Source organism: Stutzerimonas balearica DSM 6083, assembly GCF_000818015.1.
GTDB classification, from domain to species: Bacteria; Pseudomonadota; Gammaproteobacteria; order Pseudomonadales; family Pseudomonadaceae; genus Stutzerimonas; species Stutzerimonas balearica.
In genome coordinates this window covers 2,808,299-2,822,204 of the sequence record NZ_CP007511.1, presented here as the reverse complement: position 1 = coordinate 2,822,204, position 13,906 = coordinate 2,808,299, and the positions used below count along the sequence as shown (strand labels likewise).

Here is a 13,906-nt window from a genome sequence, read left to right as displayed (position 1 = left end):
CATCAGTTGACGGGCGGGCCGCCTCCGTACACGCCCGGTCAATGCCCCGGGTATTCCAGCGCCTTGCGCTCCAGCCAAGCCTGCAAGTCGCCGCGGCGAACCTTCTGCGCCTTGGCGTCGGCCAATCTATCCAGCATCCAGCTGCGCCTGTCGGGGTCGCTTCCGGCGATCGAGAGCGCCAGGTCGCGATCAGCCCATCGACGAAAACGAACGAAAAGCCAGGCGTGGAAGGCCAAGCCGGCAATCGTGGTGATGGCTATGATGAAATAATCCATGTCAGTGTCTATTGCAGTCATCGGGAGAGATTCTGGGCTTGCGTAGGGTACAGACGCAGGCCGCCATGTACCATGCGGCTAACAGCCAGCCCGCTGCTCGTCGCGGTAGCGGTTCAAATCGTCCGTCAGGAGGTTCTCCATGCGCCATTCGATTCTGCTTGCTTCGTTCACGGCCGTCGCGCTTGCGGTTAGCGGTTGTGCATCCAGCCTCACGGGGGATACCTACTCGCGCGACGAGGCGCGCGCGGTTCAAACGGTTCGCTATGGCACCATCGAGTCGCTGCGGCCGGTGAAGATCGAAGGTACCAAGACGCCGATCGGCTCCGGCGCCGGTGCCATCGTAGGTGGCGTGGCCGGCAGCGGTGTCGGCGGCGGCCGCGGTAGTGCGGTCGCAGCGGTGATCGGTGCGGTGGCTGGCGGGATGCTCGGCGCCGCTGCGGAAGAGGGGATCACCCGAGCCCAGGGCGTCGAGATCACGGTCCGTGAGGATGACGGCACCACCCGCGCCTATGTTCAAGAGGTGGAGCCGAACCAGGTGTTCCGCGTGGGGCAGCGGGTGCGCATTCTGACCGTTAGCGGTACCAGTCGCGTCGCCCCCTGACGCAACGGGTACCCCGTGGTGCAAGTTGCCGAGCAAGTTGGCGGCCGGCCCAATAGCTTTTAGAAATATATCCACGCGTGGCGCTGCGGTCTCCGATATGGATAATCGGCTGCCCATTCATGATGACCGGCATGTCGGGTTGACTTATCTGGAACTGCATCGCCACCCGCTTGGGGTGCTTAAGGGGGCTCGCTCATGGCGCTTGCGCTGATCATTGCTCTGCCGTTTGCGGGGATCTTCCTGCCGCTACTGCTTGAGCGATTCGGCCGATCGGCCTGTGCCTTCGGCGCGGGCGTGGCGCCTTTGGCTGCCCTGTCGATCCTGCTCGCGCAGCGTGAGTCGGTATTCGCCGGGGAAGTCCTGATCGCCCGGCAGGGCTGGCTGCCCGACCTCGGGCTCGATCTGGCGCTACGCCTCGATGGCCTGGGCTTTCTGTTCGCCCTGCTGATTCTCGGCATCGGCCTGCTGGTGATTCTCTACGCGCGCTATTACCTGTCGAAGAAAGACCCGATGGGACGTTTCTTCGGCTTCTTCCTGCTGTTCATGGGCTCGATGCTGGGCGTGGTGCTTTCCGAGAACCTGCTGCTGATGCTGATGTTCTGGGAGCTGACCAGCCTTTCATCGTTCTTGCTGATCGGCTACTGGAACCATCGCGCCGACGCCCGGCGCGGTGCTCGGATGGCACTGGCCATCACCGGCGGAGGAGGCCTGGCGCTCCTGGCCGGCATTCTGCTGCTTGGCCATATCGTCGGCAGCTTCGAACTGAGCAAGGTGATCACGGCAGGCGATCAGATCCGCGCGCACGCGCTGTATCCACTGACGCTGGTGCTCGTCTTGCTCGGCGTGTTCACCAAGTCGGCGCAGTTTCCCTTCCACTTCTGGTTGCCACAGGCGATGGCCGCGCCGACGCCGGTGTCGGCGTTCCTGCATTCGGCGACGATGGTCAAGGCCGGCGTATTTCTGCTGGCCCGCCTGTACCCGGCCCTGTCGGAGTCGGAGTGGTGGTTCTACATGGTCAGCCTGACGGGGCTGGCGACCCTGCTGATCGGCGCCGTGATGGCACTGTTCCAGCACGATCTCAAGGGGCTGCTGGCCTACTCGACCATCAGTCACCTGGGCCTCATTACGCTGCTCTTCGGCCTTGATTCGCGCGTTGCTGCCGTGGCGGCGGTGTTCCATATCATCAACCACGCCACATTCAAGGCCTCGCTGTTCATGGCCGCCGGCATCATCGATCACGAGACCGGTACGCGGGACATGCGCAGGATCAACGGCATGTGGAAATACATGCCGCATACCGCGGCGCTCGCCATGGTCGCTTCGCTGGCGATGGCCGGCGTGCCGCTGCTGAACGGTTTTCTCAGCAAGGAAATGTTTTTCGCCGAGACGCTCGAGCAGCACCTGTTGGGCAGCTTCTACTGGACCATTCCGGTCCTTGCGACCGTTGCCGGGGCCTTCTCGGTCGCCTATTCGGTACGCTTCATTCACGACGTGTTCTTCAACGGCGAGCCGATCGACCTGCCGAAGTACCCGCCTCACGAGCCGGCGCGCTACATGAAGATCCCGGTGGAAGTCCTGGTGCTGCTGTGTCTGGTAGTCGGCATGTTGCCGGGCTATACGGTCGCCTCGCTGCTCGCCGCGGCGGTCGGTGCCACGCTCAATGGCGACGTGCCGGCGTACAGCCTGTCGATCTGGCATGGCTTCAACCTGCCGCTGCTGATGAGCTTTGTAGCACTCGCCGGCGGGCTGGGTATCTATGCGACGCGCAGATGGCTGTTCAGCTGGTACGAAGGCCTGCCAAGCATCGATTCGGTGCTGGTCTTCGAACGCATGATGAAGGCACTTACCGAGACGGTGCGGCGGCTGGACGCCCTGGTGGACGGCGGTTCGCTGCAGCGTTACCTCCTGCTGATGCTGGTGGCCGTTCTGGTCCTGGTGATCTATGCGTTGACGCCGCTGGCGCCGCTGGAGGGGCCGGTCGCGCTCACTCCGCTCGATGCTGTGACGGTCGGCGGCATGACGCTGCTGGCGCTGGCCGCGCTGTTGACGGTCGTCTATCACCGGCGCCGGTTGGTTTCGCTGATGATGCTCAGTACGGTCGGCTTGCTGGTTTCGTTGGCCTTCGCCCGCTATTCCGCCCCCGATCTTGCGCTCACTCAGCTGTCGGTCGAGGTGGTGTCCATCATCCTGCTGGTGCTCGCCCTTCTGTTCATGCCAGCGCATACGCCAGCCGAGTCGAGTAGCTTGCGGATGTTCCGAGACGTGCTCATTGCGGGTGGTTGCGGCGTCGCCATCGCCTTGTTGACGTTTGCTGCGCTGACCCGGCCATACGACAGCATCGCCTCGTTCTTCCTGGAAAACAGCGTTTCCGGTGGCGGGGGTAAGAACGTCGTCAACGTGATTCTGGTGGACTTCCGTGGCTTCGATACGCTCGGCGAAATCACCGTGCTGGCGATCGCCGCGATCGGCATCTTCGGGCTTTTGCATGGGTTGCGCCTGGCGCCGCCGCGCCGTGACTATGTCGGTCGCTTCTGGTCGGCCGATCGCCACCCAATGATCCTTTACGTGCTGGCCAGGGCGTTGCTGCCGATGGCGCTGATGGTCTCGGTGTTCATCTTCCTGCGTGGGCACAACCTGCCGGGTGGTGGCTTCATTGCCGGCCTGATCACGGCGGTAGCGCTGATTCTGCAGTACATCGCCCACGGCGTTGCTTGGGCCCAGGAGCGGCAGCCGGTGAGCTACCACCTGGTCTGTGGGGCCGGCCTGTTGATCGCCGGGTTTACCGGGCTTGGCAGTCTGGCGCTCGGTTATCCGTTTCTGACCTCGGCCTTCGGCCACTTCCATATCCCGCTGATCGGCGATGTCGAACTGGCCACGGCGATGCTGTTCGATCTGGGCGTGTATCTCGTGGTTGTCGGCGCCACCTTGCTGATGCTCTCCAACATCGGACATGTCAGCCAGGATGCGACCTGCAAGGAGGTGTTGTAATGGAGGCGGTGCTGGCTGTGACACTTGGCGTCATGGTGTTCAGCGGGGTGTATCTGCTGTTGCGCGCGCGCATCTTTCCGGTCGTGGTTGGCCTTACGCTGATTTCCTATGCGGTCAATCTGTTCATCTTTTCCATGGGGCGCCTGGTGACCGGCGCGCCGGCGGTGATCGGCCAGAGCAAGGATTATGTCGATCCATTGCCGCAGGCCTTGGTCCTGACGGCGATCGTCATCGGTTTCGCCATGACCGCCTTCGTGGTGGTGCTGGCGCTGCGCGGTATCGGTGAGCTCGGAACCGATCATGTCGACGGGCGGGAGTCGCGCGAATGACTCACGCGTTGATTTTCCCCATCCTGTTGCCGCTGTTTACCGGTGCGCTGTTGTTGCTGGCGCACCGCATGCCGCTGGCCGCCAAACGCGGGCTGTCGGTGCTGGCGGCAGCGCTGCTGGTGCCTTTGGCGGCTTGGCTGGTCGTGCTGGCGGGCGATGGCGAGCTGCGTCTCTACGCGCTGGGCAACTGGCAGCCACCGTTTGGCATCATCCTGTTGCTCGATCGGCTGAGCGCGATGCTGCTGCTGCTGACCGCCGTGCTCGCCAGTCTTTCCCTGCTGTACGCCTGCCGCGGCGATGACGAACGCGGGCCGAACTTCCATGCGCTCTATCAGTTTCAGCTGCTCGGCATTAACGGCGCCTTTCTGACGGGCGACCTGTTCAACCTTTTCGTGTTCTTCGAGATCCTGCTGATCTCCTCCTATGCCTTGCTGCTGCATGGCCACGGACAGCGGCGGGTTCGCTCGGGTATCCATTACGTTGTGCTGAACCTGCTGGGCTCGGCGCTGTTTCTGATCGGCGTCAGCCTGCTTTACGGGGTGCTCGGCACGTTGAACATGGCCGACCTGGCGCTGCGTGTCGCCGAGATGGATGAAGCCCTGGCGCCTCTGGTCGCCGCGGCCGGCTATCTGCTGCTCGTGGTATTCGCCCTGAAGGCCGCCATCTTGCCGCTGCACTTCTGGCTGCCACGGGCCTACGCAGCAGCGACGGCGCCGGTGGCGGCACTGTTCGCGATCATGACCAAGGTGGGGCTGTATGCCATCCTCCGGGTCTTCTCGCTGATCTATGGCAGTGAGGCCGGTCCGCTGGCGAACATGGTCGCTGACTGGCTGTGGCCGCTCGCCCTCGTGACTCTGCTGGCAGGCGTGCTGGGAGCGCTCGCCAGTCGCAATCTGCAGACCACGCTGGGCTATCTGGTGATTGTCTCGGTGGGAACCCTGCTGGCTGGCCTGGCCTTCGGTAGCGAAGCCGGCTTGAGCGCTGCCCTCTATTACCTGCTGCACACCACGCTCGTCAGCGGCGGGCTGTTTCTGCTCGCCGACCTGGTCGCGCGGCAGCGCGGCAACGTGGGGGGCGAACTGATTCCAGGCCCCGCATTGCGCCAACCGCTGCTACTCGGTGTGCTGTTTTTCATCGGCGCGATCTCGGTGGTGGGGCTGCCACCGTTTTCCGGCTTTTTCGGCAAGTTGATGCTGCTCCGGGCTGTGCCGCCGGGCCCTTCGGCCCTGATGTTCTGGCCGGTGCTGCTGATCGGTGGGCTGGGTATGCTGATTGCGCTCAGCCGCTCGGGAAGCCTGGTTTTCTGGCGCGGCAGCGGTGAGCCGGCCGGGGCAACGGCCGATGGTGTCCGTCTGCTGGCGACGTGCGGGTTGTTGGCGGGGAGTGTCGCGCTAGTGGTTTTCGCTCAGCCCATCATCGGCTATCTACAGGCAACCGCGGCGCAGCTGCTCGAACTCGGGCCCTATCTTGCAATCATCCGGGGGGCGCAGGCATGAAACGATGGCTGCCCAATCCGGCGCTGACCTTGCTGCTGGCGCTGCTGTGGTTGCTACTGGCCAATACGTGGTCGTTCGGCCAGCTTTTGCTGGCGCTGTTTCTCGGCTGGGCGATTCCGCTGCTCGCTAACGGCTTCCTCGTTCCGGTGCCAGCGGTGCGTCGGCCGTTGTGCCTGCTGCGCTTCGTCGGGCGAGTGGTAGGCGATATCGTGATGGCGAACCTGCACGTCGCCAAGCTGGTGCTCGGGCCGAAGAATCGTCTGCATCCGGCGTTCGTCGAGGTGCCGATGGACATCGGCGATGAGTTCGTCCTCGCCGTGCTGACCAGCATCGTCTCGCTTACGCCCGGGACAGTCTCGGCCGGCCTCAGCCCTGATCGCCGGGTGCTGCTGCTGCACGTGCTCGACGCTCCGAATCCCGACGAAATCGTCGAGCAGGTAAAGACGCGTTACGAAGCCCCGCTGCTGGAGATATTCGAATGCTCGCGTATGTGATTCCGCTGTGCTTCGTGCTGCTCAGCATCGCGGTCGTGCTCAACATGCTGCGGTTGATTCAGGGGCCGGACATGCCGGACCGCATCCTGGCGCTCGACACGCTCTACATTAACGGTCTGGCCCTGATCATCCTGTTCGGTGTGTGGCTGGCTTCGGACATCTTCTTCGAGGCCGCGCTGCTGATAGCCGTGATGGGCTTCGTCAGTACCGTGGCAGTGGCCAAGCACTTGCTTCACGGCGATATCATCGACTGAGGTTTAGAACATGCCGCTCTGGTTGGAAATCGTCATCAGTCTTTTTTTGCTCGGCGGCAGCCTGTTTGCCCTGATCGGTGCGATCGGGCTCTATCGTTTACCCGATTTCTATACGCGTCTGCACGGGCCAACCAAGGCCACCACGCTGGGGGTCGGCGGCATCGTCGTGGCATCGGGCATTTTCTTCGGTGTGCAGCGGGGCAGTATCAGCCTGCACGAGGTACTGATCATCCTGTTCCTCCTGCTCACCGCGCCGGTCAGTGCACACATGCTGGCCAAGGCCGCGATGCAGCAGAAGCTCGATCGCACCGAGCGAACCCAGGGCAAGCCCTGGGACTGAACCGGCGAGCCGTGGCTCAGAATTCGATGGAGCTAGGAGAGATCTGCTGCTGGTTGTCCTGCTGCAGTTGATCGACCAGCGCCTGTTGCAGGCGCGCACAGAGTTCCGGGTCGGACAGCGGCTGGTTGTCTTCGGTGGTCACGAAAAACACGTCCTCGACCCGCTCGCCAAGCGTGGCGATCTTGGCGTTCTGGACGGACAGATCGAACGCCAGGAACAGCTGACCGACACGCGCCAGCAGGCCTGGGCGGTCCGGCGCGATGATCTCGATGATGGTCTGGGGGCGCTGGGTGTCGTTGAGGATCGTTACCTGCGGCGCGAAGGCGAAGTGCTTGAGCTGCCGAGGAACGCGACGCTGAATGATGGTCAGGTACTCGTCGGGGTTGCGCAGGGCGTCGATCAGGCCCTGGCGGATTTCTTCGATGCGCTCCGGGTTATCGCCGATCGGCGTGCCATCGGCGTCGAGCACGATGTAGGTGTCGAGGGTGAACTGGCTGGTGGAGGTGATGATCCGGGCGTCGTGGATATTCAGGTTGAGCTGGTCCATTGCCGCCACGGTTACCGCGAAGAAGTCGTGCTGGTCCGGCGCGTAGATGAAGATCTGCGTGCCGCCTTCGAACTCCCGCTGGGTGGTTTCCTTGATCAGTACCAGCGGGCCGCCATCGCTCGGGTGGTCGATGATTGCCTCGGTGTGCCAGGCGATATCGCTGGCGGTGTGACGCAGAAAGTAGTCGTCGCCCAGTTGCGCCCAGAGCTGCTCTGCATCGTCCGGGTCGGTGCCGTTGCGTACCAGGGTATCCAGCGCGGCGCGCTGGCTCTGGCGGATCTGTTCTTCGCGCCCCAGCGGGTTCTCCAGGCCACGCCGGAGCGCGCGTTTGGTTTCCGTATACAGCTGGCGGAGCAGGCTGGCGCGCCAGGAGTTCCACAGCGTCGGGTTGGTCGCGTTGATGTCGGCGACCGTCAGCACATAGAGATAGTCCAGATGTGTCTCGTCGCCGACGATCTGTGCGAAATCATTGATGACCTGGGGGTCGGAAAGGTCCTTGCGCTGCGCGGTGGTCGACATCACCAGATGGTTCTGTACCAGCCAGACCACCAGTCGCGTGTCCCAGGCGGGCAGCTTGTGGCGGCTGCAGAACTGCTCGGCGTCGACGGCGCCCAGCTCGGAATGGTCGCCACCGCGCCCCTTGGCGATGTCGTGATACAGGCCGGCAATGTAGATGAGTTCCGGCTTGGGTAGTCGCTCGACCAGCTTGCTCGCCAGTGGGTACTTCTCTGCGACTCCCGGTTTGGTGAGCTTGCGCAGGTATTTGATGACGTTCAGCGTGTGCGCATCGACCGTATAGATGTGAAAGAGGTCGTGCTGCATCTGCCCGACGATGTGACCGAACTCCGGCAGGTAGCGACCGAGGATGCCGTAGCGATTCATGCGTCGCAGGTTGCGGTGAATGCCTTCCTTGCACTTGAACAGTTCGATGAACAGGCTGGTGTTGCGGATATCACAGCGAAAATCGTCATCGATCAGGTAGCGGTGATCACGTAGCAGGCGAATCGTCGTCGCCCTGACGCCTTCGATCTCCGGGTGCTGGGCAAGCAGCACGAAGGTTTCCATGATCGCGAACGGGGTGCGCTTGAAGATCGAGGGATGGCTGACTTCCAGATACCCGTCGCGCACCAGGAATCGGCTGTTGAGCGGAATGCTCGGGCCGGAGTCGCCTTCCCAGAGAATGACCTCGGCGAAGTGCTGGCCCACCAGGTCGCTCAGCTCGGCGATGCTCATGACGACCCGGTAATACTTCTGCATGAAGCGCTCGATGGCCAGCTTGGCGTCGTTGTCTTCGTAGCCGAGCAGGGCCGCCAGCTTGCGCTGGTGATCGAACAGCAGCCGGTCCTCGGCGCGCCCTGCCAGCAGGTGCAGACCGTAGCGGACCTTCCACAGGAACTCCTGGGCCGATACCAGTAGCTGGTATTCGCCCTCGGTGAGAAAGCCCTGATCGACCACGGCCTGTAGATTCAGGGTGCCGAACTGGCGCCGGGCGATCCAGAGGATCGTCTGGATGTCTCGCAGTCCGCCGGGGGAGCGTTTGACGTTGGGCTCCAGGTTGTATTCGGTGTTGTTGTACTTGGAATGGCGCTGCCGCTGCTCGTTGCGCTTGGCGAGGAAGAACTCCTTGCTCGGCCACATTTCGGCAGGGCTGGTCACCTGCAGCATGCGCTGGCGAAGCTGCTCGGGGCCGGCGATGGTCCGGCTCTCCATAAGGTTGGTGATGATGGTCAGGTCCGCACGGGCCTCCTCGGCGCATTCGGCCACCGAGCGGACGCTTTGGCCAACCTCAAGGCCAATGTCCCAGAGAAGGGTGAGAAAACCCTCGATCGCGTCGCGAAACAGCTCGTGGTCGTCCCCGTCGAGCAGGATCAGCAAATCGATGTCGGAGAAGGGGTGCAGCTCACCGCGGCCATAGCCGCCGACGGCGACCAGCGCGATATCCGCGCCCTTGTCCCAGTCGAAGCGCTTCCAGGCGGCGCGCAGGATCTGATCGACGAACCAGGCGCGATCTTCGATCAGGCGGCGGATGTCGCGGCCGGCGAGAAAACGCTTGTCGAGCACTTCGCGCGCCTGGCGAATGGCCTTCTTATATGCCGGGATGGGGCTGGCCTTGAGCGCCAGCTCTGCCTGGAACTGGCTGAGATCGAACAGCTCGGGGTCCACTTGGGGCATGCGAGATCCTCTGTCTGGGCCAGGGCAGGGTGGCGGCTAAGGTCAGGCCGGAACGCGTGGAATGGTGTCGTCGCTACGTAGCGTGAGGATCTCGTAGCCGTCCGCGGTGACGAGGATGGTGTGTTCCCACTGCGCCGAAAGCTTGCGGTCCTTGGTGATCGCGGTCCAGCCGTCGCCGAGCAGGCGGGTTTCGGCGCGACCCTGGTTGATCATCGGCTCGATGGTGAAGGTCATGCCTTCTTTCAGTTCTAGCCCGGTGCCAGCGCGACCGTAATGCAGCACCTGCGGCTCTTCGTGGAAGACCTTGCCGATCCCGTGGCCGCAGTATTCGCGTACGACCGAGAAGCCGTTCTTCTCGGCGTGCTTCTGGATCACCTCGCCGATGTCACCCAGACGAGCGCCCGGACGAACCAATTCGATCCCTTTATACAGGCACTCCTGGGTGACCTTGCACAGGCGCTCGGCCCATTCGGCCGCCTTGCCGACGATGAACATCTTGCTCGTGTCGCCGTGATAGCCGTCCTTGATGACGGTAATGTCGATGTTGAGGATGTCGCCATCCTTCAGCGGCTTGTCGTTCGGGATGCCATGGCAGACGACATGGTTGATCGACGTGCAGATCGACTTCGGAAAGCCCTTGTAGTTGAGCGGTGCCGGGATGGCTTGCTGTTCGTTGACGATGTAGTCGTGGCAGAGGCGGTCGAGCTCTTCGGTCGTCACGCCCGGCTTCACGTGCGCCTCGATCATTTCCAGGACTTCGGCGGCCAGACGGCCGGCGATGCGCATTTTCTCGATGTCTTCGGGCGTCTTGATGGTGACAGTCATGCAAACCCTCGGGCGCCCACCGGCGCAAGGCAAAAATCGGAAGCGGCGATGATAAACGAAAGCAGAATGGACTGCAGAAATCGCCGTCCTGCGTCGGCGTGCTAGCCTGCAGAAGGCGACTGTGCTATAAAACGCGCCGCTCAGCGGGGGACCACCCGGTGGGCTTAACCCACACACGCGTCGACACGCCTATCCTGGGTGCTCGCAAGAGTTGGATAGCGGGACGTGTGGAGGCCTAACCCGACTATTCGAGGACAAATCATGTCTCAAGTCACCATGCGCGATATGCTGAAGGCCGGTGTGCACTTCGGCCACCAGACCCGTTACTGGAACCCGAAAATGAACAAGTACATTTTCGGCGCGCGCAACAAGATTCACATCATCAACCTGGAAAAGACCCTGCCGATGTTCAACGACGCGCTGCGTTTCGTTGAAAAGCTGGCAGCTGGCAAGAACAAGATCCTGTTCGTCGGTACCAAGCGTTCCGCCGGCAAGATCGTTCGCGAAGAAGCCGCTCGCTGCGGCCAGCCGTACGTCGACCACCGCTGGTTGGGTGGCATGCTGACCAACTACAAGACCATTCGTGCTTCGATCAAGCGTCTGCGCGAACTGGAAACCCAGTCGCAGGATGGTACTTTCGACAAGCTGACCAAGAAAGAAGCGCTGATGCGCTCGCGCGATCTCGAAAAGCTCGAGCGCAGCCTGGGCGGTATCAAGGATATGGGCGGCCTGCCGGACGCCATGTTCGTCGTCGACGTTGAGCATGAGCGCATCGCGATTTCCGAAGCCAACAAGTTGGGCATTCCGGTGATCGGCATTGTCGATACCAACAGCAGCCCCGAAGGTGTCGACTACATCATCCCGGGTAACGACGACGCCATCCGCGCCGTGCAGCTTTACCTGAGCTCCATGGCTGACGCCGTGCTGCGCGGCCGTCAGGCCACCGCTGGCGGTGCCGACGAGTTCGTCGAGGAAGTGGCCTCCGAGGCTGCTCAGGGCTGAGCCGTCGCGCCTTAGCGTGAGACCCGATGGACAAGAAGGGGGCTAGGCCCCCTTCTTTGTCACTCCGAATTGATCGTCCGAGAGGGCGACTGGTTAGAAACCTATCAGAGGATTCGAACATGGCAGAAATTACTGCGGCCCTGGTCAAGGAACTGCGCGAGCGTACCGGCCTGGGCATGATGGATTGCAAGAAGGCGCTGACGGCAGCGGGCGGCGACATCGAAAAGGCAATCGACGACATGCGTGCGGCTGGCGCCATCAAGGCCGCCAAGAAAGCCGGTAATATTGCCGCCGAAGGTTCCATCGCAGTCAAGATTGCAGCGGACAACAAGTCTGGCGTGATCATCGAAGTCAACTCGCAAACCGACTTCCTGGCGCTGCAGGATGACTTCAAGGCGTTCGTTGCGCAGAGCCTGGACAAGGCTTTCGATCAAGGGCTGACCGATGCTGCCCCGCTGATCGAGTCGCAGGAAGAGTCGCGCCTGGCGCTGGTCGCCAAGTGTGGCGAGAACGTCAACATCCGTCGCCTGACTCGCGTCGAGGGCGACACCGTTGGCGCCTACCTGCACGGTCACCGCATTGGCGTTCTGGTTGTGCTCAAGGGTGGTAACCCTGAGCTGGCCAAGGACATCGCCATGCACGTTGCGGCCAGCAACCCAGCGGTGCTGACGCCAGCTGACGTTTCCGAAGAGCTGATCGCCAAGGAAAAGGAAATCTTCCTGCAGCTCAATGCTGAGAAGATTGCCGGCAAGCCCGAGAATATCGTCGAGAACATGGTCAAGGGCCGTATCAACAAGTTCCTGGCCGAGGCGAGCCTCGTCGAACAGGCTTTCGTCAAGGATCCGGAAATCAAGGTCGGCGACCTGGCCAAGAAGGCCGGTGCGGAAATCGTCTCCTTCGTGCGCTACGAAGTGGGTGAGGGCATCGAGAAGGCCGAGGTCGACTTCGCTGCAGAGGTTGCTGCTCAGGTAGCGGCAAGCAAGCAGTAACGTTTCAGGCCGTCCGGTACGAAGAGGCTGCCCGCTAACGCGCGCGGCCTCTTTGTCAAACTGGTGGCAGCAAAATACTGGCTCTACACGATATAGTCTCGCTGGCACTTATCGTTCGTTCGTTGGTCCAAGCGCAGATTATTCTTCTATGCCCAATCAATACCGTTTTCTTTCGAACGCCGTGGGAGGCGCACGCCAATGGCTCAGCAGATGAGTGCTCGAAATCCTCGCTACAAACGAATCCTGCTCAAACTGAGCGGCGAAGCGCTGATGGGCACGGAGGACTTCGGCATCGATCCCAAAGTGCTGGATCGCATGGCGCTCGAGGTTGGCCAGCTGGTGGGCATTGGCGTGGAAGTGGGCCTGGTGATCGGTGGCGGCAACCTGTTCCGGGGGGCGGCGCTGTCCGCCGCCGGGATGGATCGTGTAACCGGCGACCATATGGGCATGCTTGCCACGGTGATGAACGGCCTGGCGATGCGTGACGCGCTGGAGCGTTCGAACATTCCGGCGCTGGTTATGTCGGCCATCTCGATGGTTGGGGTGACCGATCACTATGACCGACGCAAGGCGATGCGCCATCTCAAGAGCGGTGAGGTTGTGATCTTCTCCGCCGGCACGGGCAACCCGTTCTTCACCACGGACTCGGCGGCCTGCCTGCGGGCGATCGAGATTCAGGCCGACGTGGTGCTCAAGGCGACGAAGGTCGACGGCGTATACACGGCCGATCCTTTCAAGGATCCGAATGCCGAGAAGTTCACCGAGCTCAGCTACGACGAGGTGCTGGACCGCAAGCTTGGGGTTATGGATCTGACGGCCATCTGCCTCTGTCGTGACCACAATATGCCGCTGCGTGTCTTCAACATGAACAAGCCCGGTGCCCTGCTCAATATCGTGCTGGGGGGCGCCGAAGGAACTCTCATCGAGGAATCGAACGAATGATCAACGAGATCAAGCAAGACGCGCAGGAGCGCATGAAGAAGTCCCTCGAGTCGCTGGAACACGCTTTCGCAAAGATTCGTACCGGGCGTGCTCATCCCAGCATCCTCGACGGTGTCATGGTGTCCTATTACGGCGCTGACACCCCGTTGCGCCAGGTGGCCAACGTGGTGGCCGAAGACTCGCGCACGCTTGCGCTGACCGTGTTCGACAAGAGCATGATCCAGGCGGTGGAAAAGGCGATCATGACTTCCGATCTGGGGCTCAACCCGGCAACTGCCGGCACGACCATTCGCGTGCCGATGCCGGCCCTGACCGAGGAAACCCGCAAGGGTTATACGCGCCAGGCGCGTGCCGAGGCGGAAAATGCTCGCGTGGCGGTGCGCAATATCCGTCGCGACGCACTGGCCCAGCTCAAGGACCTGGTCAAGGAAAAGGAAATCAGCGAGGACGAGGAACGCCGTGGCCAGGACGATGTTCAGAAACTTACCGACAAGTTCGTTGCCGACATCGACAAGGCGCTAGAGGCGAAGGAAGCGGACCTCATGGCAGTCTGATTCTTCAGTCTGTTCTGCGAAGCGCATTGCCATTGGCGGTGCGCTTCGGTCGATGAGCTCGAGCTGGCGCTTGCAGCGTCTTGTATTCATCGCAGCGT

General features: G+C 62.1%; 14 protein-coding genes. 11 read left to right on the top strand and 3 right to left on the bottom strand.

All coding sequences use genetic code 11. The features are described 5' to 3' along the window. Positions 1 to 38: 38 nt before the first annotated feature. Positions 39 to 275, bottom strand: coding sequence for a hypothetical protein (locus CL52_RS12830; protein ID WP_041104450.1), 237 nt, complete (start codon positions 273 to 275; stop codon positions 39 to 41). 139 nt (positions 276 to 414) lie between these two features. Between CL52_RS12830 and CL52_RS12825 the strand changes: the two genes are divergently transcribed. The 7 genes from CL52_RS12825 to CL52_RS12795 all read left to right on the top strand — a co-directional run bounded on the left by CL52_RS12825 (position 415) and on the right by CL52_RS12795 (position 6,777). After that, positions 415 to 876: an outer membrane lipoprotein gene (locus tag CL52_RS12825; protein ID WP_043221073.1), complete on the top strand. Its 462-nt coding sequence runs from the start codon at positions 415 to 417 to the stop codon at positions 874 to 876. Between the two features lie 195 nt (positions 877 to 1,071). Further along, positions 1,072 to 3,864 carry a monovalent cation/H+ antiporter subunit A gene (locus CL52_RS12820; protein ID WP_043221071.1) on the top strand — a complete coding sequence of 931 codons (2,793 nt, stop codon included), beginning with the start codon at positions 1,072 to 1,074 and terminating at the stop codon, positions 3,862 to 3,864. Continuing rightward, positions 3,864 to 4,193 (top strand): Na+/H+ antiporter subunit C, encoded by a 330-nt coding sequence (locus CL52_RS12815; RefSeq protein WP_043221069.1) that lies wholly within the window; start codon positions 3,864 to 3,866, stop codon positions 4,191 to 4,193. The genes CL52_RS12820 and CL52_RS12815 overlap by 1 nt, the downstream gene beginning before the upstream one ends. Next, on the top strand, positions 4,190 to 5,689 hold the full coding sequence (locus CL52_RS12810) for a monovalent cation/H+ antiporter subunit D (protein WP_043221067.1): 1,500 nt from the start codon (positions 4,190 to 4,192) through the stop codon (positions 5,687 to 5,689). The genes CL52_RS12815 and CL52_RS12810 overlap by 4 nt, the downstream gene beginning before the upstream one ends. Further along, complete coding sequence (locus tag CL52_RS12805; protein WP_043221064.1) at positions 5,686 to 6,183, top strand: Na+/H+ antiporter subunit E; 498 nt, start codon at positions 5,686 to 5,688, stop codon at positions 6,181 to 6,183. Before CL52_RS12810 ends, CL52_RS12805 begins: the two co-directional genes overlap by 4 nt. Further along, positions 6,168 to 6,437 (top strand): K+/H+ antiporter subunit F, encoded by a 270-nt coding sequence (locus tag CL52_RS12800; protein WP_041104462.1) that lies wholly within the window; start codon positions 6,168 to 6,170, stop codon positions 6,435 to 6,437. The genes CL52_RS12805 and CL52_RS12800 overlap by 16 nt, the downstream gene beginning before the upstream one ends. Before the next feature lie 10 nt (positions 6,438 to 6,447). Next, positions 6,448 to 6,777 carry a Na+/H+ antiporter subunit G gene (locus tag CL52_RS12795; RefSeq protein WP_043221062.1) on the top strand — a complete coding sequence of 110 codons (330 nt, stop codon included), beginning with the start codon at positions 6,448 to 6,450 and terminating at the stop codon, positions 6,775 to 6,777. Positions 6,778 to 6,793: 16 nt separating this feature from the next. On the opposite strand, the gene CL52_RS12790 is transcribed toward CL52_RS12795, so the two are convergent. After that, positions 6,794 to 9,496 (bottom strand): [protein-PII] uridylyltransferase, encoded by a 2,703-nt coding sequence (locus CL52_RS12790; RefSeq protein ID WP_041104466.1) that lies wholly within the window; start codon positions 9,494 to 9,496, stop codon positions 6,794 to 6,796. A gap of 42 nt (positions 9,497 to 9,538) precedes the next feature. Then, positions 9,539 to 10,321, bottom strand: a complete 783-nt coding sequence (map, locus tag CL52_RS12785; protein WP_041104468.1) for a type I methionyl aminopeptidase — start codon at positions 10,319 to 10,321, stop codon at positions 9,539 to 9,541. A 261-nt stretch (positions 10,322 to 10,582) separates the two neighbouring features. On the opposite strand from map, the gene rpsB reads away from it, so the two are divergent. The 4 genes from rpsB to frr all read left to right on the top strand — a co-directional run bounded on the left by rpsB (position 10,583) and on the right by frr (position 13,808). Further along, complete coding sequence (gene rpsB / locus CL52_RS12780) at positions 10,583 to 11,323, top strand: 30S ribosomal protein S2 (protein ID WP_041104470.1); 741 nt, start codon at positions 10,583 to 10,585, stop codon at positions 11,321 to 11,323. A gap of 119 nt (positions 11,324 to 11,442) precedes the next feature. Next, the gene (tsf, locus tag CL52_RS12775; RefSeq protein WP_041104472.1) at positions 11,443 to 12,312 is read left to right on the top strand and encodes a translation elongation factor Ts; all 870 of its coding nucleotides are present in this window, start codon (positions 11,443 to 11,445) and stop codon (positions 12,310 to 12,312) included. A gap of 198 nt (positions 12,313 to 12,510) precedes the next feature. Next, positions 12,511 to 13,254: a UMP kinase gene (gene pyrH / locus CL52_RS12770; protein WP_041104473.1), complete on the top strand. Its 744-nt coding sequence runs from the start codon at positions 12,511 to 12,513 to the stop codon at positions 13,252 to 13,254. Then, positions 13,251 to 13,808, top strand: coding sequence for a ribosome recycling factor (gene frr / locus CL52_RS12765; protein ID WP_041104474.1), 558 nt, complete (start codon positions 13,251 to 13,253; stop codon positions 13,806 to 13,808). The genes pyrH and frr overlap by 4 nt, the downstream gene beginning before the upstream one ends. The last annotated feature ends 98 nt before the right edge of the window (positions 13,809 to 13,906 follow it).